General features: G+C 61.2%; 13 protein-coding genes and 1 pseudogene. 9 read left to right on the forward strand and 5 right to left on the reverse strand.

Annotated features, from left to right (window positions below):
- Positions 1 to 8: 8 nt before the first annotated feature.
- On the reverse strand, positions 9 to 614 hold the full coding sequence (locus IWW33_RS05305; protein ID WP_012313112.1) for an outer membrane beta-barrel protein: 606 nt from the start codon (positions 612 to 614) through the stop codon (positions 9 to 11).
- 129 nt (positions 615 to 743) lie between these two features.
- On the opposite strand from IWW33_RS05305, the gene IWW33_RS05310 reads away from it, so the two are divergent.
- Positions 744 to 1,535, forward strand: coding sequence for a dienelactone hydrolase family protein (locus IWW33_RS05310; protein ID WP_174142122.1), 792 nt, complete (start codon positions 744 to 746; stop codon positions 1,533 to 1,535).
- A gap of 64 nt (positions 1,536 to 1,599) precedes the next feature.
- Positions 1,600 to 2,301 (forward strand): 4'-phosphopantetheinyl transferase superfamily protein, encoded by a 702-nt coding sequence (locus IWW33_RS05315; protein ID WP_119688394.1) that lies wholly within the window; start codon positions 1,600 to 1,602, stop codon positions 2,299 to 2,301.
- Between the two features lie 3 nt (positions 2,302 to 2,304).
- Here IWW33_RS05315 and IWW33_RS05320 read toward each other — a convergent pair whose 3' ends face one another.
- Both IWW33_RS05320 and IWW33_RS05325 read right to left on the reverse strand, forming a co-directional pair.
- Positions 2,305 to 3,912, reverse strand: a complete 1,608-nt coding sequence (locus IWW33_RS05320; RefSeq protein WP_119688393.1) for an ATP-binding protein — start codon at positions 3,910 to 3,912, stop codon at positions 2,305 to 2,307.
- The gene (locus IWW33_RS05325; RefSeq protein ID WP_039604244.1) at positions 3,909 to 4,607 is read right to left on the reverse strand and encodes a response regulator transcription factor; all 699 of its coding nucleotides are present in this window, start codon (positions 4,605 to 4,607) and stop codon (positions 3,909 to 3,911) included. Before IWW33_RS05325 ends, IWW33_RS05320 begins: the two co-directional genes overlap by 4 nt.
- A 680-nt stretch (positions 4,608 to 5,287) precedes the next feature.
- Between IWW33_RS05325 and IWW33_RS05330 the strand changes: the two genes are divergently transcribed.
- Both IWW33_RS05330 and IWW33_RS05335 read left to right on the forward strand, forming a co-directional pair.
- A complete protein-coding gene (locus IWW33_RS05330; RefSeq protein ID WP_046787472.1) occupies positions 5,288 to 8,167 on the forward strand; it encodes a ribonucleoside-diphosphate reductase subunit alpha in 2,880 nt (959 codons plus the stop codon).
- Between the two features lie 578 nt (positions 8,168 to 8,745).
- A complete protein-coding gene (locus IWW33_RS05335) occupies positions 8,746 to 9,996 on the forward strand; it encodes a ribonucleotide-diphosphate reductase subunit beta (RefSeq protein ID WP_012313106.1) in 1,251 nt (416 codons plus the stop codon).
- Between the two features lie 217 nt (positions 9,997 to 10,213).
- Here IWW33_RS05335 and IWW33_RS05340 read toward each other — a convergent pair.
- Positions 10,214 to 11,231: pseudogene (locus IWW33_RS05340) on the reverse strand (IS30 family transposase).
- 257 nt (positions 11,232 to 11,488) lie between these two features.
- On the opposite strand from IWW33_RS05340, the gene IWW33_RS05345 reads away from it, so the two are divergent.
- Positions 11,489 to 11,791 carry a helix-turn-helix domain-containing protein gene (locus IWW33_RS05345; protein WP_119688388.1) on the forward strand — a complete coding sequence of 101 codons (303 nt, stop codon included), beginning with the start codon at positions 11,489 to 11,491 and terminating at the stop codon, positions 11,789 to 11,791.
- Positions 11,791 to 13,011: a type II toxin-antitoxin system HipA family toxin gene (locus IWW33_RS05350; RefSeq protein ID WP_119688387.1), complete on the forward strand. Its 1,221-nt coding sequence runs from the start codon at positions 11,791 to 11,793 to the stop codon at positions 13,009 to 13,011. The genes IWW33_RS05345 and IWW33_RS05350 overlap by 1 nt, the downstream gene beginning before the upstream one ends.
- Before the next feature lie 235 nt (positions 13,012 to 13,246).
- Here the strand turns inward: IWW33_RS05350 and IWW33_RS05355 are convergent, their stop codons facing one another.
- On the reverse strand, positions 13,247 to 14,095 hold the full coding sequence (locus IWW33_RS05355; protein WP_119688386.1) for a hypothetical protein: 849 nt from the start codon (positions 14,093 to 14,095) through the stop codon (positions 13,247 to 13,249).
- Between the two features lie 619 nt (positions 14,096 to 14,714).
- Here IWW33_RS05355 and IWW33_RS05360 point away from each other — a divergent pair.
- From IWW33_RS05360 to IWW33_RS05370, 3 genes are all read left to right on the forward strand, one after another.
- Positions 14,715 to 15,953, forward strand: coding sequence for an OprD family porin (locus IWW33_RS05360; RefSeq protein ID WP_174142608.1), 1,239 nt, complete (start codon positions 14,715 to 14,717; stop codon positions 15,951 to 15,953).
- 281 nt (positions 15,954 to 16,234) lie between these two features.
- A complete protein-coding gene (locus tag IWW33_RS05365; protein WP_125925141.1) occupies positions 16,235 to 17,041 on the forward strand; it encodes an NAD(P)-dependent oxidoreductase in 807 nt (268 codons plus the stop codon).
- A 26-nt stretch (positions 17,042 to 17,067) separates the two neighbouring features.
- Entirely contained in the window at positions 17,068 to 17,946 is an 879-nt protein-coding gene (locus tag IWW33_RS05370; protein WP_046787476.1) for an SMP-30/gluconolactonase/LRE family protein, read from the forward strand.
- Positions 17,947 to 17,977 lie beyond the last annotated feature (31 nt).

Raw genomic sequence — 17,977 nt, forward strand, 5'->3', positions numbered from 1 at the left:
CTCGCAGATCAGAACTTGTAGTTCGCCGACAGGTAAGTCTGAGCACTGCTGGTCAGGCGCAGGGTACCCTCTTTCGGCCCGCCGCTCGCCCCCACCTCGGTCGCTGCATTGGTGCGCAGATAACGGTAACCCAGCTCAACCGAAGCTCGGTCGGTGATCTCCTGGATTACGCCGGCCTGCAGGCCGACTGCGTAGCCATAGTCGGTATCACGGCTGGCCCCTGGCGAGTCCTGGGTCAGCTTGGTCATGCCCAGGCTGCCACCACCGAACAGTTTGGTGGTATCGCCTACCGGCAGGAACAGGTCGTAGCTGCCCAGCAGGTTCTCCTGGCGCAGCTTCAGGCCGCTGTGGTCGCCCGAGACATTGTCGTAGGTCATGTAGTAGCGACCCTGATCATTGATCTTGCCCAGGCGCACGCCCCAGGTGTCATCCTTGCCGATGATGCCGTCGGCGTTCAGGTGGTCGGTGTTGCGTTGCAGCAGCCCGGACTTGCGTACCTTGTCGCTGGTCTGGCCGTAGGTCAGGCTGGCGAAGTTGTCGTCGGCGGCCTGGGCGGTGGTGATGCCAGCGGCACAGACGGCCATGGCGGCCAGCAGGGTATTGAAGGTTTTCATGGCGTTATACTCCAGTTGAATGCGCTGTTTCGGTCTGGAAGCTAGAGTAAGCAGAACGCCCTGAACCGCGGCTGAACCCTGGCTGAACCTGGGCTGAACGATACGTTTGCAAAACAAGGAGTAGTGAACATGCGTGCCCTGCTGGTTTTGACCCTGATGTGCAGCGCCGCTCTTGCCCAGGCGGCAGTAGTGACCCGCGAGATCCCCTACCAGGACGACGATGGCAACCGCCTGGTCGGCTACTACGCCTATGACGATGCACTGGAGGGCAAACGCCCGGGCATTGTCGTGGTGCATGAATGGTGGGGGCTTAACGACTACGCCAAGCGCCGTGCCCGTGACCTGGCGGCACTGGGCTACAAAGCGCTGGCCATCGACATGTACGGCGACGGCAAGCACACCGAGCACCCGCAGGATGCCCAGGCATTCATGGCCCAAGCGCTGAAGGACCCGGCCGCGGCGGCCGCACGCTTCGACGCAGGCCTTGAATTGCTGAAAAAGCAGCCGAACGTCAACAAGCACAAACTGGGTGCCGTAGGTTACTGCTTCGGCGGCAAGGTGGTACTGGACGCGGCACGGCGCGGCGAAAAGCTGGACGGCGTGGTGAGCTTCCATGGTGCGCTGGCCACCCAGACGCCGGCCAAGCCTGGCGTGGTAAGGGCTGACATCCTGGTGGAGCACGGTGCGGCGGACAGCATGGTCACTGATGAGCAGGTCGCCGCGTTCAAGGCTGAAATGGATGCGGCCAAGGTCAATTATCAGTTCGTCAGCATTGCCGGCGCCAAGCATGGCTTCACCAACCCGGATGCCGACCGCTTGAGCCACGGCGCCCATGGTGGGCCGGATATTGGCTACAACAAGGCCGCAGACGAGCGTTCGTGGGCGGACATGCAGGCGTTCTTCAAGAAAGCATTCGACTGAAGATTGCCGGGGCCGCTTCGCGGCCCATCTCCCACACAGCCACATCGGCTGGCACAATACCGCCATGAACAGATTGCCTTCCTGCTGCGCCCCGCTCCAGCACCACTGGCCCCTGCCCCGCCCGTTGCCTGGCGCGGTGCTGGTCAGTTGCGCCTTCGACCCCGGCCGCCTGGCCGCCGATGACTTCCAGCGTGCCGGTATCGAACCCAGCCCCAGCCTGCAACGCTCGGTGGCCAAGCGCCAGGCCGAGTATCTGGCCGGCCGGGTGTGCGCGCGCGCCGCGCTGCAACGCCTGGATGGCCGCGACCATGTGCCCGGCACCCATGAGGACCGCTCACCGATCTGGCCCGCTGGCATTCACGGTTCGATCACCCACGGCAAAGGCTGGGCTGCGGCCGTGGTTGCCGCGCAAGACAGCTGCCGCGGCCTGGGGCTGGACCAGGAAGCATTGCTGGACGACGAGCGTGCCGAACGGCTGATGGGCGAAATCCTCACCCAGGCAGAGCTCGAGCGCCTGGACCGCAGCCAGCTGGGGCTGGCGGTTACCCTGACTTTTTCGCTCAAGGAAAGCCTGTTCAAGACCCTCTACCCACTGACCCGCCAGCGCTTCTACTTCGAGCACGCCGAGGTGCTGCAGTGGTCACCTGAAGGCCTGGCACGCCTGCGCCTGCTCATCGACCTGTCGCCAGAATGGCGCCATGGCGTCGAGCTGGAAGGCCAGTTCTGCCTGCAGGACGGCCATCTGCTCAGCCTGGTCAGCGTCTAAGCCTTACAGCGGCGCCTGCTCGCGTGGCCAGTTGAGGCTGAAGCAGGCACCGCCCAGCGCTTCACTGCGCCCTACCGTGGCCCGGCCGGCGTGCCAGTAGATGATCCGCCGCACGATCGACAGGCCCAGGCCATGCCCTCCCGAAGCCCGGGTACGGCTGTCGTCGAGCCGGGTGAAAGGCGTGAAGATACGGTCCCAGTAACCTTCGGGGATGCCCGGCCCGTCATCTTCCACTTCGATGCGGCAGCGCTGCTGGCCCAACTGATAGCTCAACCGTACTTCAGCCCGGGCATGGCGCAGGGCATTGCTGACCAGGTTCTGCAGCGCCCGATGCAGATAGCGCGGCTCGGCCTCGACCCAGGCGTCTTCGCCATCCTGAAGCTGACAGGCACCACGCACCAGCCTGACGCCGGCATTGAGCGGGGCCAGCTCGTCGATCACCCGGTCAAGCAAGGCATCCAGGTCGACGCGCTGGAACTTCAGGGCCGGCGCGCCCTGCTCCAGGCGGGCGTAGGTCAGCATCTCGTCGACCAGCTTGTCCAGGTCCTGGATATCGCCGTCCATGCCCGCCAGGTGCTTGGCCCGGGCCTGTTCGGTCGGTGCGCTTTCAATCATTTCCAGGCCAAAGCGCAAACGCGCCACCGGCGTGCGCAACTCATGGGACACCGCCCGCACCAGCTCGCGCTGCATGTTCAACGAACGCTGCAGGTGTTCGGCCATGCCGTTGAACGCCGCCGCCAGGCGCCCGACCGAATCGGCATCGCCGGCGGGCACACGGGTTTCCAGGCTGCCCTGGGCGATGCGCGTGGCGGCCATTTCCAGGCCCGACACCCGCCGTTCCAGCTGGCGCACCAGCAGATAGACCACCAGGCCAATCAGGCACAGGCCGAGGAACGCGATCAACACCAGCAATTGCGGCGGATAGGGGTTGAGCTGATACAGCGGGCCAATCTCCAGCACCCAGGGCGAACCCGGCAAGCCTGCGAACACGCGGATCGAATCGCCATCCTTGCCCAGCGCCATGACCGTGTCGCCCTCCTCTACCCGGCGCCGCTGGTCATCATCCAGGCCGACCCGCTCCAGGCGCTGCAGGGCGATACCAAAACCGAACCCCTTGCTCTGCCTGATCTGCGCCAGGCGCTGTTGCTGTTCGGTGACCGGGAAGCGCACCAGTTCATCGGCGAGCAGATAGAGCGTGGCCCGCGCCAGCTGCTCGCTGACCTGCTTGACCTCGGCCACCAGCAGCAGGTCTTCCTGGCCCACCTTGCGCAGCACCTGGGCGGCGTGCGGGCCGGTTTTCTGCACCACCACCAGGGCGCGATTGAGCCGCGCGCGCTGGCCGCCATCAAGGGTGCGCGCCGACAGGGGTTGCAAGTCCAGCGGCACGCCCAGCAAGCGCTCCCACATCAACAACGAGCGTTTGCGTTCGGTTTCATTCTGCTGGGCCAGGTTGTCAGCCATCAGGCTGAAGGTGCCCTGGGCCAGGCGCTCGCGGTGCTGGGCGGCGCGCACCTCGTTGACCAGGTGCAGGCTGAGCACACCAAGCAGGGCCACCAGCACCAGCACCGCGAGCATGCCGCCATAAATACGCAGGAAGATCGAGTTGTTCATGGTGCATCGCCGACGAACAGGTAGCCCTTGCTGCGCAGGGTCTTGATAAGACGGGGGTGGATCGGGTCGTCGCCGATCTTGGGGCGGATCTTGGAAATGCGCACGTCGATGGAGCGGTCCTGGCCGTCGTAACCGACACCGCGCAAGGCGGTGAAGATCTGCTCACGCGACAGTACCCGCCCGGCATTGCTGGCCAGCAGCCAGAGCAGGTCGAACTCGGCACCGGTAAGTTCGATCAGCTGTTCGCCGAGCCGGGCTTCGCGCAGGCGGTTGTCGATGCGCAGGTCACCAAAGGCCAGCTCCTGGGTTTTGCCTTGTGCCGGCTCGCTGCGCCGCAGCAGGGCCTGGATGCGTGCCAACAGCAGGCGTGGGCGCACCGGCTTGCACACGTAATCGTCAGCACCAAGGTCCAGGCCCTGGACCTGGTCGAGCTCGTCGCTGCGGGCGGTGAGCATGAGGATGGGGCCTGCGTACTGGCCACGTACGCGGCGGCAGATGCTCAGGCCGTCTTCACCGGGCAGCATCAGGTCGAGGATGACCATGTCTGGCTGGCTGTCGACGATACGCCGGGCGGCGCGCGCACCATCGCCCTCCACTGCCACCTCGAAACCGTTGGCCTGCAGGTATTCAGCCGTGAGTTCGGCGAGGCGCTGGTCGTCTTCGACGATCAGGATGCGGGGTACGGGTTGGTCCATGGCGTTTGCCTTGATTGTTGTTTTTGCGTTGCCTGTTCCGGCCCCATCGCCGGCATTGCCACCTTAACCAAAAGGCAACATCCCCTGCCGATACTACGTCCCGCACCCGGCACTGCCAACCTCAGCGGAAACACCCCTGGACTGAACCGTTTTTTGTGCTAGGGTTCGCGCCCTGAAAAATCTGCACCGGGGCAACGAGCCGCAGAAAAATACTGCAAACCACTTGGTACAAGGCCTACAGCGAATACCCACTATTCACTCACAAAGTACGCACAACTTATCCACAGGCGCTCGCCTTGCAAAGCCCCCGATACCGCATTATCTTGTATCCCCAGCGCAGCGAACCACTAGATGTTGGGTTTCACACACCAACGCCAAGCATGAGTCAGCAGACAAATTCAAGCGATTTTTCTGCCTGAACTTATTGTGGTTTCAACAACCAAATCGCTCCAGCGGAGATGGAGAGCAACAGCTTTTGGGCTAGCCCCATAGCCTTTGACTTCGGCCAGGGAGCGGCATGTTCTTTGCCCCTTATTCCTGAGTCTGTCCCGAAGTCGGTACGCCCGAGCGGGCGGATGCGCGCGCATGACGCATCCCCGCCAGGGCCGTCGAACAAGTGGACAGAACGGTGGGCGCCCAAAAGGCGCCTGAACATATAGAAACTGTGGAGACACCCACCCATGCAAACCGACACAACTCGCGAGAACCCGCAGGCTTTGGCGCCGCAGGCCGCCGATTCCAACCAGGATCTGGCCGCGACCGCTCCCGGCCAGCTGCGCGTGATCAAGCGCAACGGCACTGTCGTCCCTTACACCGACGACAAGATCACCGTGGCCATCACCAAGGCGTTCCTCGCAGTTGAAGGCGGCACCGCCGCTGCCTCGTCGCGCATCCACGACACCGTCGCGCGCCTGACCGAGCAGGTCACCGCCACGTTCAAGCGTCGCATGCCATCGGGTGGCACCATCCACATCGAAGAAATCCAGGACCAGGTTGAACTGGCCCTGATGCGTGCCGGCGAGCAGAAAGTCGCCCGTGACTACGTGATCTACCGCGACCAGCGTGCCAAAGAGCGCGCTACCCGCGCCAACACCGACGCCGCAGTCGAGCCGCACCCAAGCATCCGCATCACCCTGGCCGACGGCAGCCTGGCGCCGCTGGACATGGCGCGCCTGAACACCATCATCAGCGAAGCCTGCGAAGGCCTGGCCGAAGTCGATGGCGACCTGATCCAGCGCGAAACCCTGAAGAACCTGTACGACGGCGTGGCCATCAAGGACGTCAACACCGCCCTGGTGATGACCGCACGTACCCTGGTAGAGCGCGAGCCGAACTACTCGTTCGTCACCGCCCGCCTGCTGATGGACACCCTGCGTGCCGAAGGCCTGGGCTTCCTGAACGTTGCCGACAGCGCCACCCACCACGAGATGGCCGACCTGTACGCCAAGGCACTGCCGGCCTACATCGCCAAGGGTGTCGAGTTCGAGCTGCTGAACCCGGCCCTGGCCGCCTTCGACCTGGAAAAACTGGGCAAGGCGATCAACCACGAGCGCGACCAGCAGTTCACCTACCTGGGCCTGCAGACCCTGTACGACCGCTACTTCATCCACAAGGATGGCGTACGCTTCGAGCTGCCGCAGGTGTTCTTCATGCGTGTGGCCATGGGCCTGGCGCTGGAAGAGAAAGACAAGGAAGCCCGTGCGATCGAGTTCTACAACCTGTTGTCGTCCTTCGACTACATGGCCTCGACCCCGACCCTGTTCAACGCCGGTACCCTGCGCCCGCAGCTGTCGAGCTGCTACCTGACCACCGTGCCGGACGACCTGTCGGGCATCTACCACGCGATCCACGACAACGCCATGCTGTCGAAATTCGCCGGTGGCCTGGGCAACGACTGGACTCCTGTGCGCGCACTGGGCTCCTACATCAAAGGCACCAACGGCAAATCCCAGGGCGTCGTACCCTTCCTGAAAGTGGTCAACGACACCGCCGTCGCCGTGAACCAGGGTGGCAAGCGCAAAGGCGCTGTGTGCGCCTACCTGGAAACCTGGCACCTGGACATCGAAGAATTCATCGAGCTGCGCAAGAACACCGGTGATGACCGTCGTCGTACCCACGACATGAACACCGCCAACTGGATCCCTGACCTGTTCATGAAGCGCGTCTTCGATGACGGCAAGTGGACCCTGTTCTCGCCCTCGGAAGTGCCAGACCTGCACGACCTGACCGGCAAGGCCTTCGAAGAGCGCTACGAGTACTACGAAGCCCTGACCGAGTACAACAAGATCAAGGTGTTCAAGACCATCCAGGCCAAAGACCTGTGGCGCAAGATGCTGTCGATGCTGTTCGAGACCGGCCACCCATGGCTGACCTTCAAAGACCCGTGCAACCTGCGCTCGCCGCAGCAGCACGTGGGCGTGGTGCACAGCTCGAACCTGTGCACCGAGATCACCCTGAACACCAACAAGGATGAGATCGCGGTCTGCAACCTGGGCTCGATCAACCTGCCGAACCACATTGTCGACGGCAAGCTGGACACCGCCAAGCTGCAACGCACCGTGAACACCGCCGTGCGCATGCTCGACAACGTGATCGACATCAACTACTACTCGGTGCCGCAAGCGCGCAATTCGAACTTCAAGCACCGCCCGGTCGGCCTGGGCATCATGGGCTTCCAGGACGCACTGTACCTGCAGCACATCCCTTACGGCTCCGACGCTGCCGTGGAGTTCGCCGACAAGTCGATGGAAGCGGTCAGCTACTTCGCGATCCAGGCGTCCTGCGACCTGGCCGATGAGCGCGGCGCGTACGAGACCTTCCAGGGTTCGCTGTGGTCCAAAGGCATCCTGCCGCTGGATTCGCAACAGATCCTGATCGAGGCCCGTGGCCAGAAGTACATCGACGTCAACCTGGAAGAAACCCTGGACTGGGCGCCGGTACGTGCCCGCGTACAGAAAGGCATCCGTAACTCGAACATCATGGCCATCGCGCCGACCGCGACCATCGCCAACATTACCGGCGTGTCGCAGTCCATCGAGCCGACCTACCAGAACCTGTACGTGAAATCGAACCTGTCGGGCGAGTTCACCGTGATCAACCCGTACCTGGTGCGCGACCTGAAAGCCCGCGGCCTGTGGGACTCGGTCATGATCAACGACCTGAAGTACTACGACGGTTCGGTGCAGCAGATCGAGCGAATTCCGCAGGAGCTCAAAGACCTGTACGCCACCGCGTTCGAAGTCGAGACCAAGTGGATCGTCGATGCCGCCTCCCGTCGTCAGAAGTGGATCGACCAGGCGCAGTCGCTGAACCTGTACATCGCCGGCGCTTCGGGCAAGAAGCTGGACGTGACCTACCGCATGGCCTGGTACCGTGGCCTGAAAACCACCTACTACCTCCGTGCCCTGGCCGCGACCAGCACCGAGAAGTCGACCATCAACACCGGCAAGCTCAACGCCGTGTCCAGCGGCGGCGACAGCGCCCCGGCCCAGGCCGCAGGCCCGGCGCCAGTGCCGAAGGCTTGCGCGATCGACGAGCCGGACTGCGAAGCCTGCCAGTAAGGCCTGCTGATGCCGCAAGGGGTGCCCCAACGGGTGCTCCTGGCGGGCATTTTCTTATCTGCGCAAGCGCAGCTTTTGCAGGAGCGGCCTTGTGTCGCGAAGGGGCTGCAAAGCAGTCCCGGAATCCTTGTGAAAATAGTGGATTCCAGGGGCCGCCTTGCGGCCCTTTCGCGACACAAGGCCGCTCCTACAAAAAACGCGCCAACCCAACATGATGTATCGATAAAATAAAAAACCACAACATGTAGTGCCTCGCGCTATTTGCCGCTAAACTCCCTTCCCGTAAAAGACGACACGAGATACCGTGAACGGACGCGCTTAAAACCGGTCGAAAAATTACCCTCGCCCGCAAGACGCGCACCCCGATCGAAAGCGAATTCCGGTATACTCCGCCCCCTCTGAAAAGGGCACCTATTCAAGTCCCTGGCCCCTCCCCGAGGCCTGGCCAGGCACGAATCCAGATGTAACGAGAGTCAGCCTCTCGAGCTGTCCATTCGCCGTAACGGCCTTGCGTCAGGCATCACATTCTTAAAATCCAACCGGTTGCCTCAGGGCAATCCTCAAGCAGGAGCCAAACCATGCTGAGCTGGGACGAATTCGACAAAGAAGACGGCGAAGTAGCCGCCAAAGGCAACACCCCTGCGCAGGCCAACGCCGCCGCCACCCTCGACAAGCTCGACAGCGCCGGCGGTGCTGCCGCCCTGGAAGCCCGTGCTGCCACCGCTGCCGACTCCGACGCTGTTAAGCGCGCCAAGGCCGCGCTGGACGCCCTGGACATCGCCGAAGGCCTGGCCGAGCTGGAAGGCTCCTCGGCCCGCGTCGCCGTTGACGAAAAGCGCATGATCAACTGCCGCGCCGACCTGAACCAGCTGGTACCGTTCAAGTACGACTGGGCCTGGCAGAAGTACCTCGACGGCTGCGCCAACCACTGGATGCCGCAAGAGGTCAACATGACCGCCGACATCGCCCTGTGGAAGAGCCAGGACGGCCTGACCGAAGACGAGCGCCGCATCGTGATGCGCAACCTCGGCTTCTTCTCCACCGCCGACTCGCTGGTTGCCAACAACCTGGCCCTGGCCGTGTACCGTCTGATCACCAACCCGGAGTGCCGCCAGTACATCCTGCGCCAGGCTTTCGAAGAGGCGATCCACACCCACGCCTACCAGTACTGCATCGAGTCGCTGGGCATGGATGAAGGCGAGATCTTCAACATGTACCACGAGATCCCGTCGGTCGCGAAGAAAGCCGCCTGGGGCCTGAAGTACACCCGCGCCATCTCCGACCCGGAGTTCAACACCGGCACCGTCGAAACCGACAAAGAGCTGCTGCGCAACCTGATCGCCTACTACTGCGTGCTGGAAGGCATCTTCTTCTACTGCGGCTTCACCCAGATCCTGTCCATGGGCCGCCGCAACAAGATGACCGGCGTTGCCGAGCAGTTCCAGTACATCCTGCGTGACGAGTCGATGCACCTGAACTTCGGTATCGACGTGATCAACCAGATCAAGATCGAGAACCCGCACCTGTGGGACGCGGCGATGAAGGAAGAAGCGACCCAGATGATCCTGCAAGGGACCCAGCTGGAGATCGAATACGCCCGTGACACCATGCCACGCGGCGTACTGGGCATGAACGCGGCAATGATGGAGGACTACCTCAAGTTCATCGCCAACCGTCGTTTGACCCAGATTGGTTTGAAGGAAGAGTACCCAGGGACGACCAACCCGTTCCCATGGATGAGCGAGATCATGGACTTGAAGAAAGAGAAGAACTTCTTTGAGACCCGCGTGATCGAGTATCAGACGGGTGGGGCGTTGAGCTGGGACTGATTGTCCGGGCTGATCATCAAGGAGGCTGCCGATTGGCAGCCTTTCCTTTACGCCAGTACTTTCCTGCCAACAGAAATTTAACGCTTCCACCCCCAAACATCCTGCCGAACTTCACTCGACTTTTTCGAGTGCCCGAGAAAACGCCCAGACAAAAAGCTAGAGTCAACAACTTTAAATTGGAAGGCCCGGTTTCAAAGGCTGAGTGCAACACCGGGCTTCATTGAATTAAGGATGAGCCCTCATGATGCCGAGCCATCATCTGCGTCATCATCTCGATTGGGCATTGGTAATCAAAACGCTGGCGCGGCCGAATATTCAGTTCATACGCAATGGCATCCAGCTGCTCCTGGCTATGCCCAGACAAGTCGGTGCCCTTGGTCAGGTACTGCCTAATCAGGCCGTTGATGTTTTCGTTGCTGCCGCGCTGCCAGGGGCTATGCGGGTCGCAGAAGTAAACAGCCACTCCGGTACGCTGGGTGATCTCGGCGTGACGCACCATTTCCCGGCCCTTGTCATAGGTCAACTTTTTACGCGCTGCCAGAGGCATGCGGTTCAAGGCGGCACTGAAACCTTCGACCGCCGAAGTCGCTGTGGCGTCATGCATCTTGATCAGCATCAGGTAACCCGTACTGCGCTCTACCAACGTACCGACCGCAGAAGCATTGGCTTTGCCCTTGATCAAATCGCCCTCCCAGTGGCCGGGCGTCAGACGATCTTCTGCCTCAGGCGGACGAACATGGATGCTGACGAGATCAGGGATTTGGCCACGGCGGTCTACCCCGCCAGTGCGGGGGCGACGACTGGTTTTACCTTGCCGCAAGCAAATGATCAGCTCCTTGCGAAGCTCACCCACCGGCAATGCATAGATGGCGTTGTAGATCGTTTCGCGGCAGACGTAAGCGTCTTCAAGCTTTGGGAATTCCATGCGTCGGAGTTTGCCGGCAATTTGCTGAGGAGAAAAGCGCTGTCGCAGCAGGTAGGCCACCAGATCGAACAGTTCGCCACCTGGTTCAAGCTTGCGCGCAGGTCGGCACGCCTTGGCGGCGCAGGCGCATCTGTTGCTGAGCCTGGCTGTCAGAATAGGGCGAGGTACTGGCGGCGTTACGGCGAAGCTCACGACTAACGGTCGAGGGGCTGCGATCAAGCATCCGGGCGATCGCTCTTTGGCTCAGGCCCTGAAGCTGGCCGAACTGGATCGTGATGCGTTCTTCAATACTGAGTTCTTGGTAAGACATAGGGACACCGTACCGGATTGGTCAGGTGTTGCACTCAGTTTTTGCCGCCGCCATGCTTATAGAGACGTTAAATGCTGAAGTCTTATGGGCTCGCTGCCTACCTCGAATGCTCTGCAGAACCCAGCGCAAGACGTAGCATCCATGATTCGTCTGCCCATACATCGGGTAGGTATCCAGTCACTCGGTTTTTTCAGCAAATATAAGCAGTGCTATAGTGACACTTATCGATGATAAGAACGCTTATAGAAGATCTTAAAATGCTGGTTTTCCCCTTGATGTGTGCCGACCGCCTGACAAAAATCGGGCTTCTGATCAAAACCAGACGGCTAGAACGCCGAGTCCGTCAGAAGGATCTTGCAGCTCAATCCGGCCTATCCATCACCACGCTGAGCAAAATCGAAGCAGGTACGCCTACCGTGGAAATGCGCAGCTATATGACCGCACTGTGGCATCTCGGCCTGCTTGAGGATGTCTTCAAAGAAATCCCAGAGACCTCCCCCGCGCCCTACACCACCGAGCATCGAGTGCGGCTCAAGCGTATCTCAGAGGATGATTTCTAATGCCTTTACTGTACATCTATATCCAGCAACCCGGATCGCTTGAGGTCACCACGCTCGGGCGCCTTACCGTGGAGAAGGGTGTGGGTGAATTCGTCTACAGCCCTCTCTATTACAAGGCAGGGGGCTGGGTGCCTGATCCACTGCACTACCCTCTGCGCGCGGAGCCCTACACCAACATCACCAAGAACGGCGGTCTTCCTGGCTTCATCAGGGATGCAGCACCGGATGGTTGGGGCGAGCGGCTGGTCATCCGCGAGCACGGCGGCGAGCTGGACGCAATCAGTTACCTGCAGAAGTCGCCCAACCATGATCGCGCCGGCAGCCTGATGGTGGGTAGCAGCAAAGTGCCACCTGAAGGTATCGGCCAGGCAGGTCTGGGCACACTCACTCAACTGGATGCGTTCATCCAGTTTGCAGACGGAGTCCAGGGCGGCTTCCCACCTGGCACGGATAGAGCGACCAAGGCTACGTTGCAGCAACGCTCCTCGCTCGGTGGTGCGCGCCCCAAATGTACCTTGGTCGAGGCAGACAGACTTATCCTGGCCAAACCTCGAGATCGCCACGACAACTACGACATCCCTTCGCTTGAGTATGCGTGCATGGTATTCGCCGCCAGCAAAGGCTTGAATGTTGCCAACGTTCGCTTGCACAAAGGGCGGGTCAACACATTGCTGGTCGACCGTTTTGACAGAGCGCCGGCAGCTAACGGCCAATACGCACGCGTTCCGATGCTAAGCGGCTTGACCTTGCTTGACAGCAACTGGCTCGGGCAGGGGGATTGGAAGAAATGGCATTACGGGGTGCTGGTAGACGAAATGAACCGCCGTGGCGTGCCGGAAGCGGACCGCCAGGAGCTGTACAAGCGGATCTGTTTCAACATTCTTGTCGGTAACGATGATGACCATCCAAAGAATGTCGCCGTGCTGTTTACGAACGGCTGCTGGCGACTGTCGCCGATGTATGACGTAGTGCCGACTACCGAGGGAGCCCCGCCTTCACGGCTGGCAATGGCTATCGGGAGTTATGGGCATGAAATTTCACGACGAAACCTGTTGAGCCAAGTTGAACACTATGGGCTCTCCCAGGCGCAGGCCATTGAGGTAATTGATGAAGTGGCAAGCTGGGCACCGGATCTCGAGGAGCATTATCGTAGCAGCCTCGAAGTGCCGGAGCGGGACCTTGCCATAATGGCCATGGGTGCAGGCAACCTGCTTGAATGACCTGCAGGCACAGTATTCGATTGTGGACCGGGGGGGGAAACTGGATAAGGGAGAGGCCTCGCCCACGCCGACAAGGGGCAGAAGTGTGCCCGACATGGAACAAGCCAGTCACGTGGTCGAGGGCGAGGCCGTAGATAAGTATAGGGCCGGTTGGCGGAGACGCCAAACCCTCTCGAAGCGCTTCAATTCAGGCTTAGCTTAATCAGGAGCCGCCAAGCGGCTCCGATACCTAGCGTCAGGCAGTGACGGCGTTGTCCGCCTGCGCTTGCGGTGCGTCTAGCAGGTTGTGCAAGGTATTGAGGAACAGATCAAAGCTCATGATCCCGTTACCGACGGTCGACAGCAGTGTTTGACCGCTCTCGTCCTTGATAACGACCAACTCGGTCCACTGATTGAGATCGACATTGCCCAGGCTGTTCAACGAGACCTTGCGGCCATCGATGTCGAGCGCGTCGCGGGTGAGGGTCAGGGCCTTGGTGGTGACGTTAAAGAAGTCGCCACTGATCCGCTTGCCCCATACCTGTTTGGTGTCGAGATAGTTGAACTGCACCCCGCCACCATTTTGAAGCGTGGCGTATACCACTGGCAGCCGTTCGTTCAGATGCTGGTCGCGCACCTGTTCGATAAAGGCGAACAGGCCCTTGAGGTGCGGATTGACCCGGCGGAAAGGCTCGCTTGCGTTGCGCCGATAAGCCAGGTTGTTGGTGAGGCCTGCGAAGGCTGTCTGGCCAGAGGCGAACAGGTACAAGTCATTCATCTCGCTGAAAGGCACGTAGTCACGTTCGCTGCCGATGATCTGGCAGATGCCTTTTTCGTAGACCTCGTAACGCGCTTTGCGCAGCTTTGTCTGCCACAGGGCCAGGGCAAACATGCTCAGCCCGAGCACAGCCAGCAAGGCGACGGTGAAGTAGAAGATTTGCTTGGGTCCGTTGAATTGCAGGTCGCTGGCGACACTCAGGTAGCCGACGAAAGCGGCCAAGCCGAAGAAGATGCTGCCCAAGATGAGCATGCTGATGATCAGCGCCTTGCCGTAGCCATAGGTGCCCAGCAGGTTACCGGTGGCTATAGGTGGGGTTGATTGCATGATGGAGCCTCCTTGCGTGTGAAATGACATCATGTCGATGATGGCAGTAAGACATGTCCTGTTAGCAATGGTTCACGGGGAAGTGGGGTCCGCTCGGTACGCACGCTTGCAGAGGCGCTCAACAATCTTGCCGGGTCTTAAATCCAACATAACGCGTCTTAAACCCCCTGATCCGGTCCTAATACACAAAATTCCAGGGTTACCAGCCAATCAACGCCCTTCACACCGACTTTAGTCGTAGTATCTCTTTCAAGGCAGGGAGATGCCCGGGCTAGAGCTTCTGTTGATGAAAGGTGCCTCTCAGAAAGGTGCTAAACCAGGCGTTATTCGCCTTAGTAGGCGTTGACATTACCGCCTGCGCTTGCTAAAAAATCGCCACAGTTGTACGACAACACATAACAAAAACAACAATCAGTGGACACTCTCCCATGTCGACCCCCATCGCGCTACACCCCAGCCTCTCGCCGCCCCTCATTCCAGCATGCACGGCCACCTAGTGCCGTAACCCTGTTTCACCCTACCCGGCCTTCACCGGCCCGTACCCACCCGCCCCTGCCGCAGGCCGCTTGCGCGTGCCCGGTGGACGGGCTGCCACACCCTTTTGCGGAGCACAACAATAATGAAAATCTGCCAGACCCTTCCTTTTGCCCTGCTGGGCGCCGGCATGATCGGGAGCTTGCCGGGCACCAGCGTGGCCGCAGGCTTCATCGAGGATTCAAAAGCCACGCTTGGCCTGCGCAACTTCTATATCAACCGCAACTTCACCAACCCCAGCAACCCGCAGAGCAAGGCTGAGGAGTGGACGCAGAGCTTCATCCTCGATGCACGCTCAGGCTTCACCGAGGGGCCGATCGGTTTCGGCGTGGATGTGTTGGGAATGTGGTCGGTGAAGCTCGATGGCGGTGGCGGCACCTATGGCACCGCCCTGCTGCCGCGCCATGACGATGGGCAGCCGGCGGATGACTTCGGGCGCCTGGCGGTGGCGGGCAAGGCGCGGATTTCCAAGACTGAACTGAAGGTCGGCGAGTGGATGCCGGTGCTGCCGATCCTGCGTTCCGACGATGGCCGCTCGCTACCTCAGACCTTCCGCGGTGGGCAGGTCACCTCTAACGAAATTGCCGGGCTGACGCTGTACGGCGGGCAGTTCCGCGGCAACAGCCCGCGCAACGACGCCAGCATGGACGACATGAGCTACGGCGGCGCCCTTTCGGACCGTTTCAACTTCGTCGGTGGCGAATACAAGTTCAACCAGGACCGCACGCTGGTCGGGCTGTGGAACGCAGTGCTCAAGGACGTCTATGAGCAGCAGTACCTGCAACTGAGCCACAGCCAGCCGGTCGGCAGCTGGACCTTCGGCGCCAACCTCGGTTACTTCCACGGTGGCGAAGACGGCTCCGAAAAGGCCGGGCAACTGGACAACAAGACGTATTCGGGGATGTTCTCGGCCAAGTATGGCGGCAACACGTTCTGGGTGGGCCTGCAGAAGGTCGATGGCGATACCTGGATGCGGGTCAACGGCACGAGCGGCGGCACCTTGGCCAACGACAGCTACAACTCCAGTTTCGACAATGCCAACGAGCGCTCCTGGCAGGTGCGTCATGACTTCAACTTCGTCACCGTTGGGGTGCCGGGGCTGACGCTGATGAACCGCTACATCAGCGGGCAGGACGTGCATACCGGGGCGGTGACCGACGGCAAGGAGTGGGTGCGGGAAACAGAGCTGGCCTATGTGATCCAGAGCGGGGCGTTCAAGGATTTGAGCGTCAAATGGCGCAACTCGTCGATTCGGCGCGACTACAGCAACAACGAATTCGATGAGAACCGGTTGATCTTCAATTACCCGCTGTCGCTGTTGTAACCCGGGCTAACGCGTTTCCTGTGGCAACGGCCTTGTGTGGCAATTGCCTTGTGTAGGAGCGGCCTTGTGTCGCGAAAGGGCTGCGCAGCGGCCCCGGCAATGGGGCCGCCTGCGAAGTTTTTGGGGCCGCTGCGCGCCCCTTTCGCGACACAAGGCCGCTCCTACAGTTGACCACCAACCAGGCGAAAGCCGCACACGCCTCATTGACAACTGCCAACCCCACTGCCAATAATCAACACAGTCATACGACAACCTACAACAATTAACAAATAGAGCCGGCCATGACCACTACCCCCCTCAATCGCCTGCTGCTCACCGGAGCCGCAGGCGGCCTGGGCAAGGTCCTTCGCGAACGCCTGCAAGGCTACGCCGAGGTCCTGCGCCTTTCCGATATCAGCCCGATGGCACCTGCCGCGGGTGCGCATGAAGAGGTCGTGACCTGCGACCTGGCCGACAAGGCCGCCGTCCACGCACTGGTAGAAGGCGTAGACGCCATCCTCCATTTCGGCGGCGTATCCACCGAGCACTCCTTCGAGGACATCCTCGGCCCCAACATCTGCGGTGTGTTCCACGTTTACGAGGCGGCGCGCAAGCATGGGGTCAAGCGCATCATCTTCGCCAGCTCCAACCACACCATCGGTTTCTACCGCCAGGACGAGCGCATCGACGCTCACGCTCCACGCCGGCCCGACAGCTACTACGGGTTGTCCAAATGCTACGGCGAGGATATGGCCAGCTTTTACTTCGACCGCTATGGCATCGAGACCGTCAGCATCCGCATTGGCTCGTCCTTCCCCCAGCCACAGAACCCACGCATGTTGTGCACCTGGCTGAGCTACGACGACCTGGTCCAGCTCATCGAACGTGGGCTGAACACCCCTAACGTGGGCCACACCATTGTCTACGGTGCCTCCGACAACCGCACCGTATGGTGGGACAACCGCTATGCCGCGCACCTGGGCTACGAGCCTAAAGACACCTCCGAGGTGTTTCGCGAAGTGGTAGAGGCCCAGCCGGCACCTGCCGCCGATGACCCGAGCATGGTCTATCAGGGCGGCGCCTTCGCCGTAGCCGGACCGTTCAACTGACACCCAGTGCTCCAGGAGGCCCGGCCATGAACTGCGAACTGATCGTCGACGCCCGCAACGGCACCGGCGAAAGCCCCGTGTGGCACCCCACCGAACACGCCCTGTACTGGGTCGACATTCCCGCACGCCAGCTGCATCGCTGGCAGCCCGATGGTGCCCATCAGACCTGGCAAGGCGACGAGATGCTCGCCTGCATCGCGCGCACTGAGCGGGGCTGGATCGCCGGCATGGAAAGCGGCATCTTCCAGCTTGAAACCAGGGCCGATGGCAGCCTTGCCAGCCACTTGCTCAGCGCCGTCGACCATGCACAGAGCGGCATGCGTTTCAACGATGGGCGCTGTGATCGCCAGGGCCGCTTCTGGGCCGGCACCATGTTGATGGACATGCAGCAAGGCGCCACGGTCGGCGCGCTGTACCGGCATGACGGCGAGGGCCAGTTACACCTGCAGCAGGACGGCATGATCGTGCCCAATGGCCTGGCCTTCAGCCCCGACGGCACACGCATGTACCTGTCGGACTCGCACCCCGACGTGCAGAAGATCTGGGTGTTCGACTACGACATCGACAGTGGCATACCCCACAACAAGCGGCTGTTCGTCGACATGCGCGCCTTCCCCGGTCGCCCGGACGGCGCTGCCATCGACCAGGACGGCTGCTACTGGATCTGCGGCAACGATGCCGGTCAGATCCACCGGTTCACGCCGGATGGCCGCCTTGACCGCTCACTCAACGTGCCGGTGAAAAAGCCGGCGATGTGCGCCTTCGGCGGCGCCAACCTGGACACCCTGTTCGTCACCTCGATCCGCCCCGCAGGCATCGACCTCTGCGACCAGCCGCTGGCTGGTGGGGTATTTGCCTTCGAACTCGGCGTCAAAGGCCTGGAGGAACCTGCCTGCCGGGGCTGAACACCCGTACTGCCAACCACACTCGTACGCC

It is taken from the genome of Pseudomonas sp. M2, assembly GCF_015751845.1.
Taxonomy (GTDB): domain Bacteria; phylum Pseudomonadota; class Gammaproteobacteria; order Pseudomonadales; family Pseudomonadaceae; genus Aquipseudomonas; species Aquipseudomonas putida_E.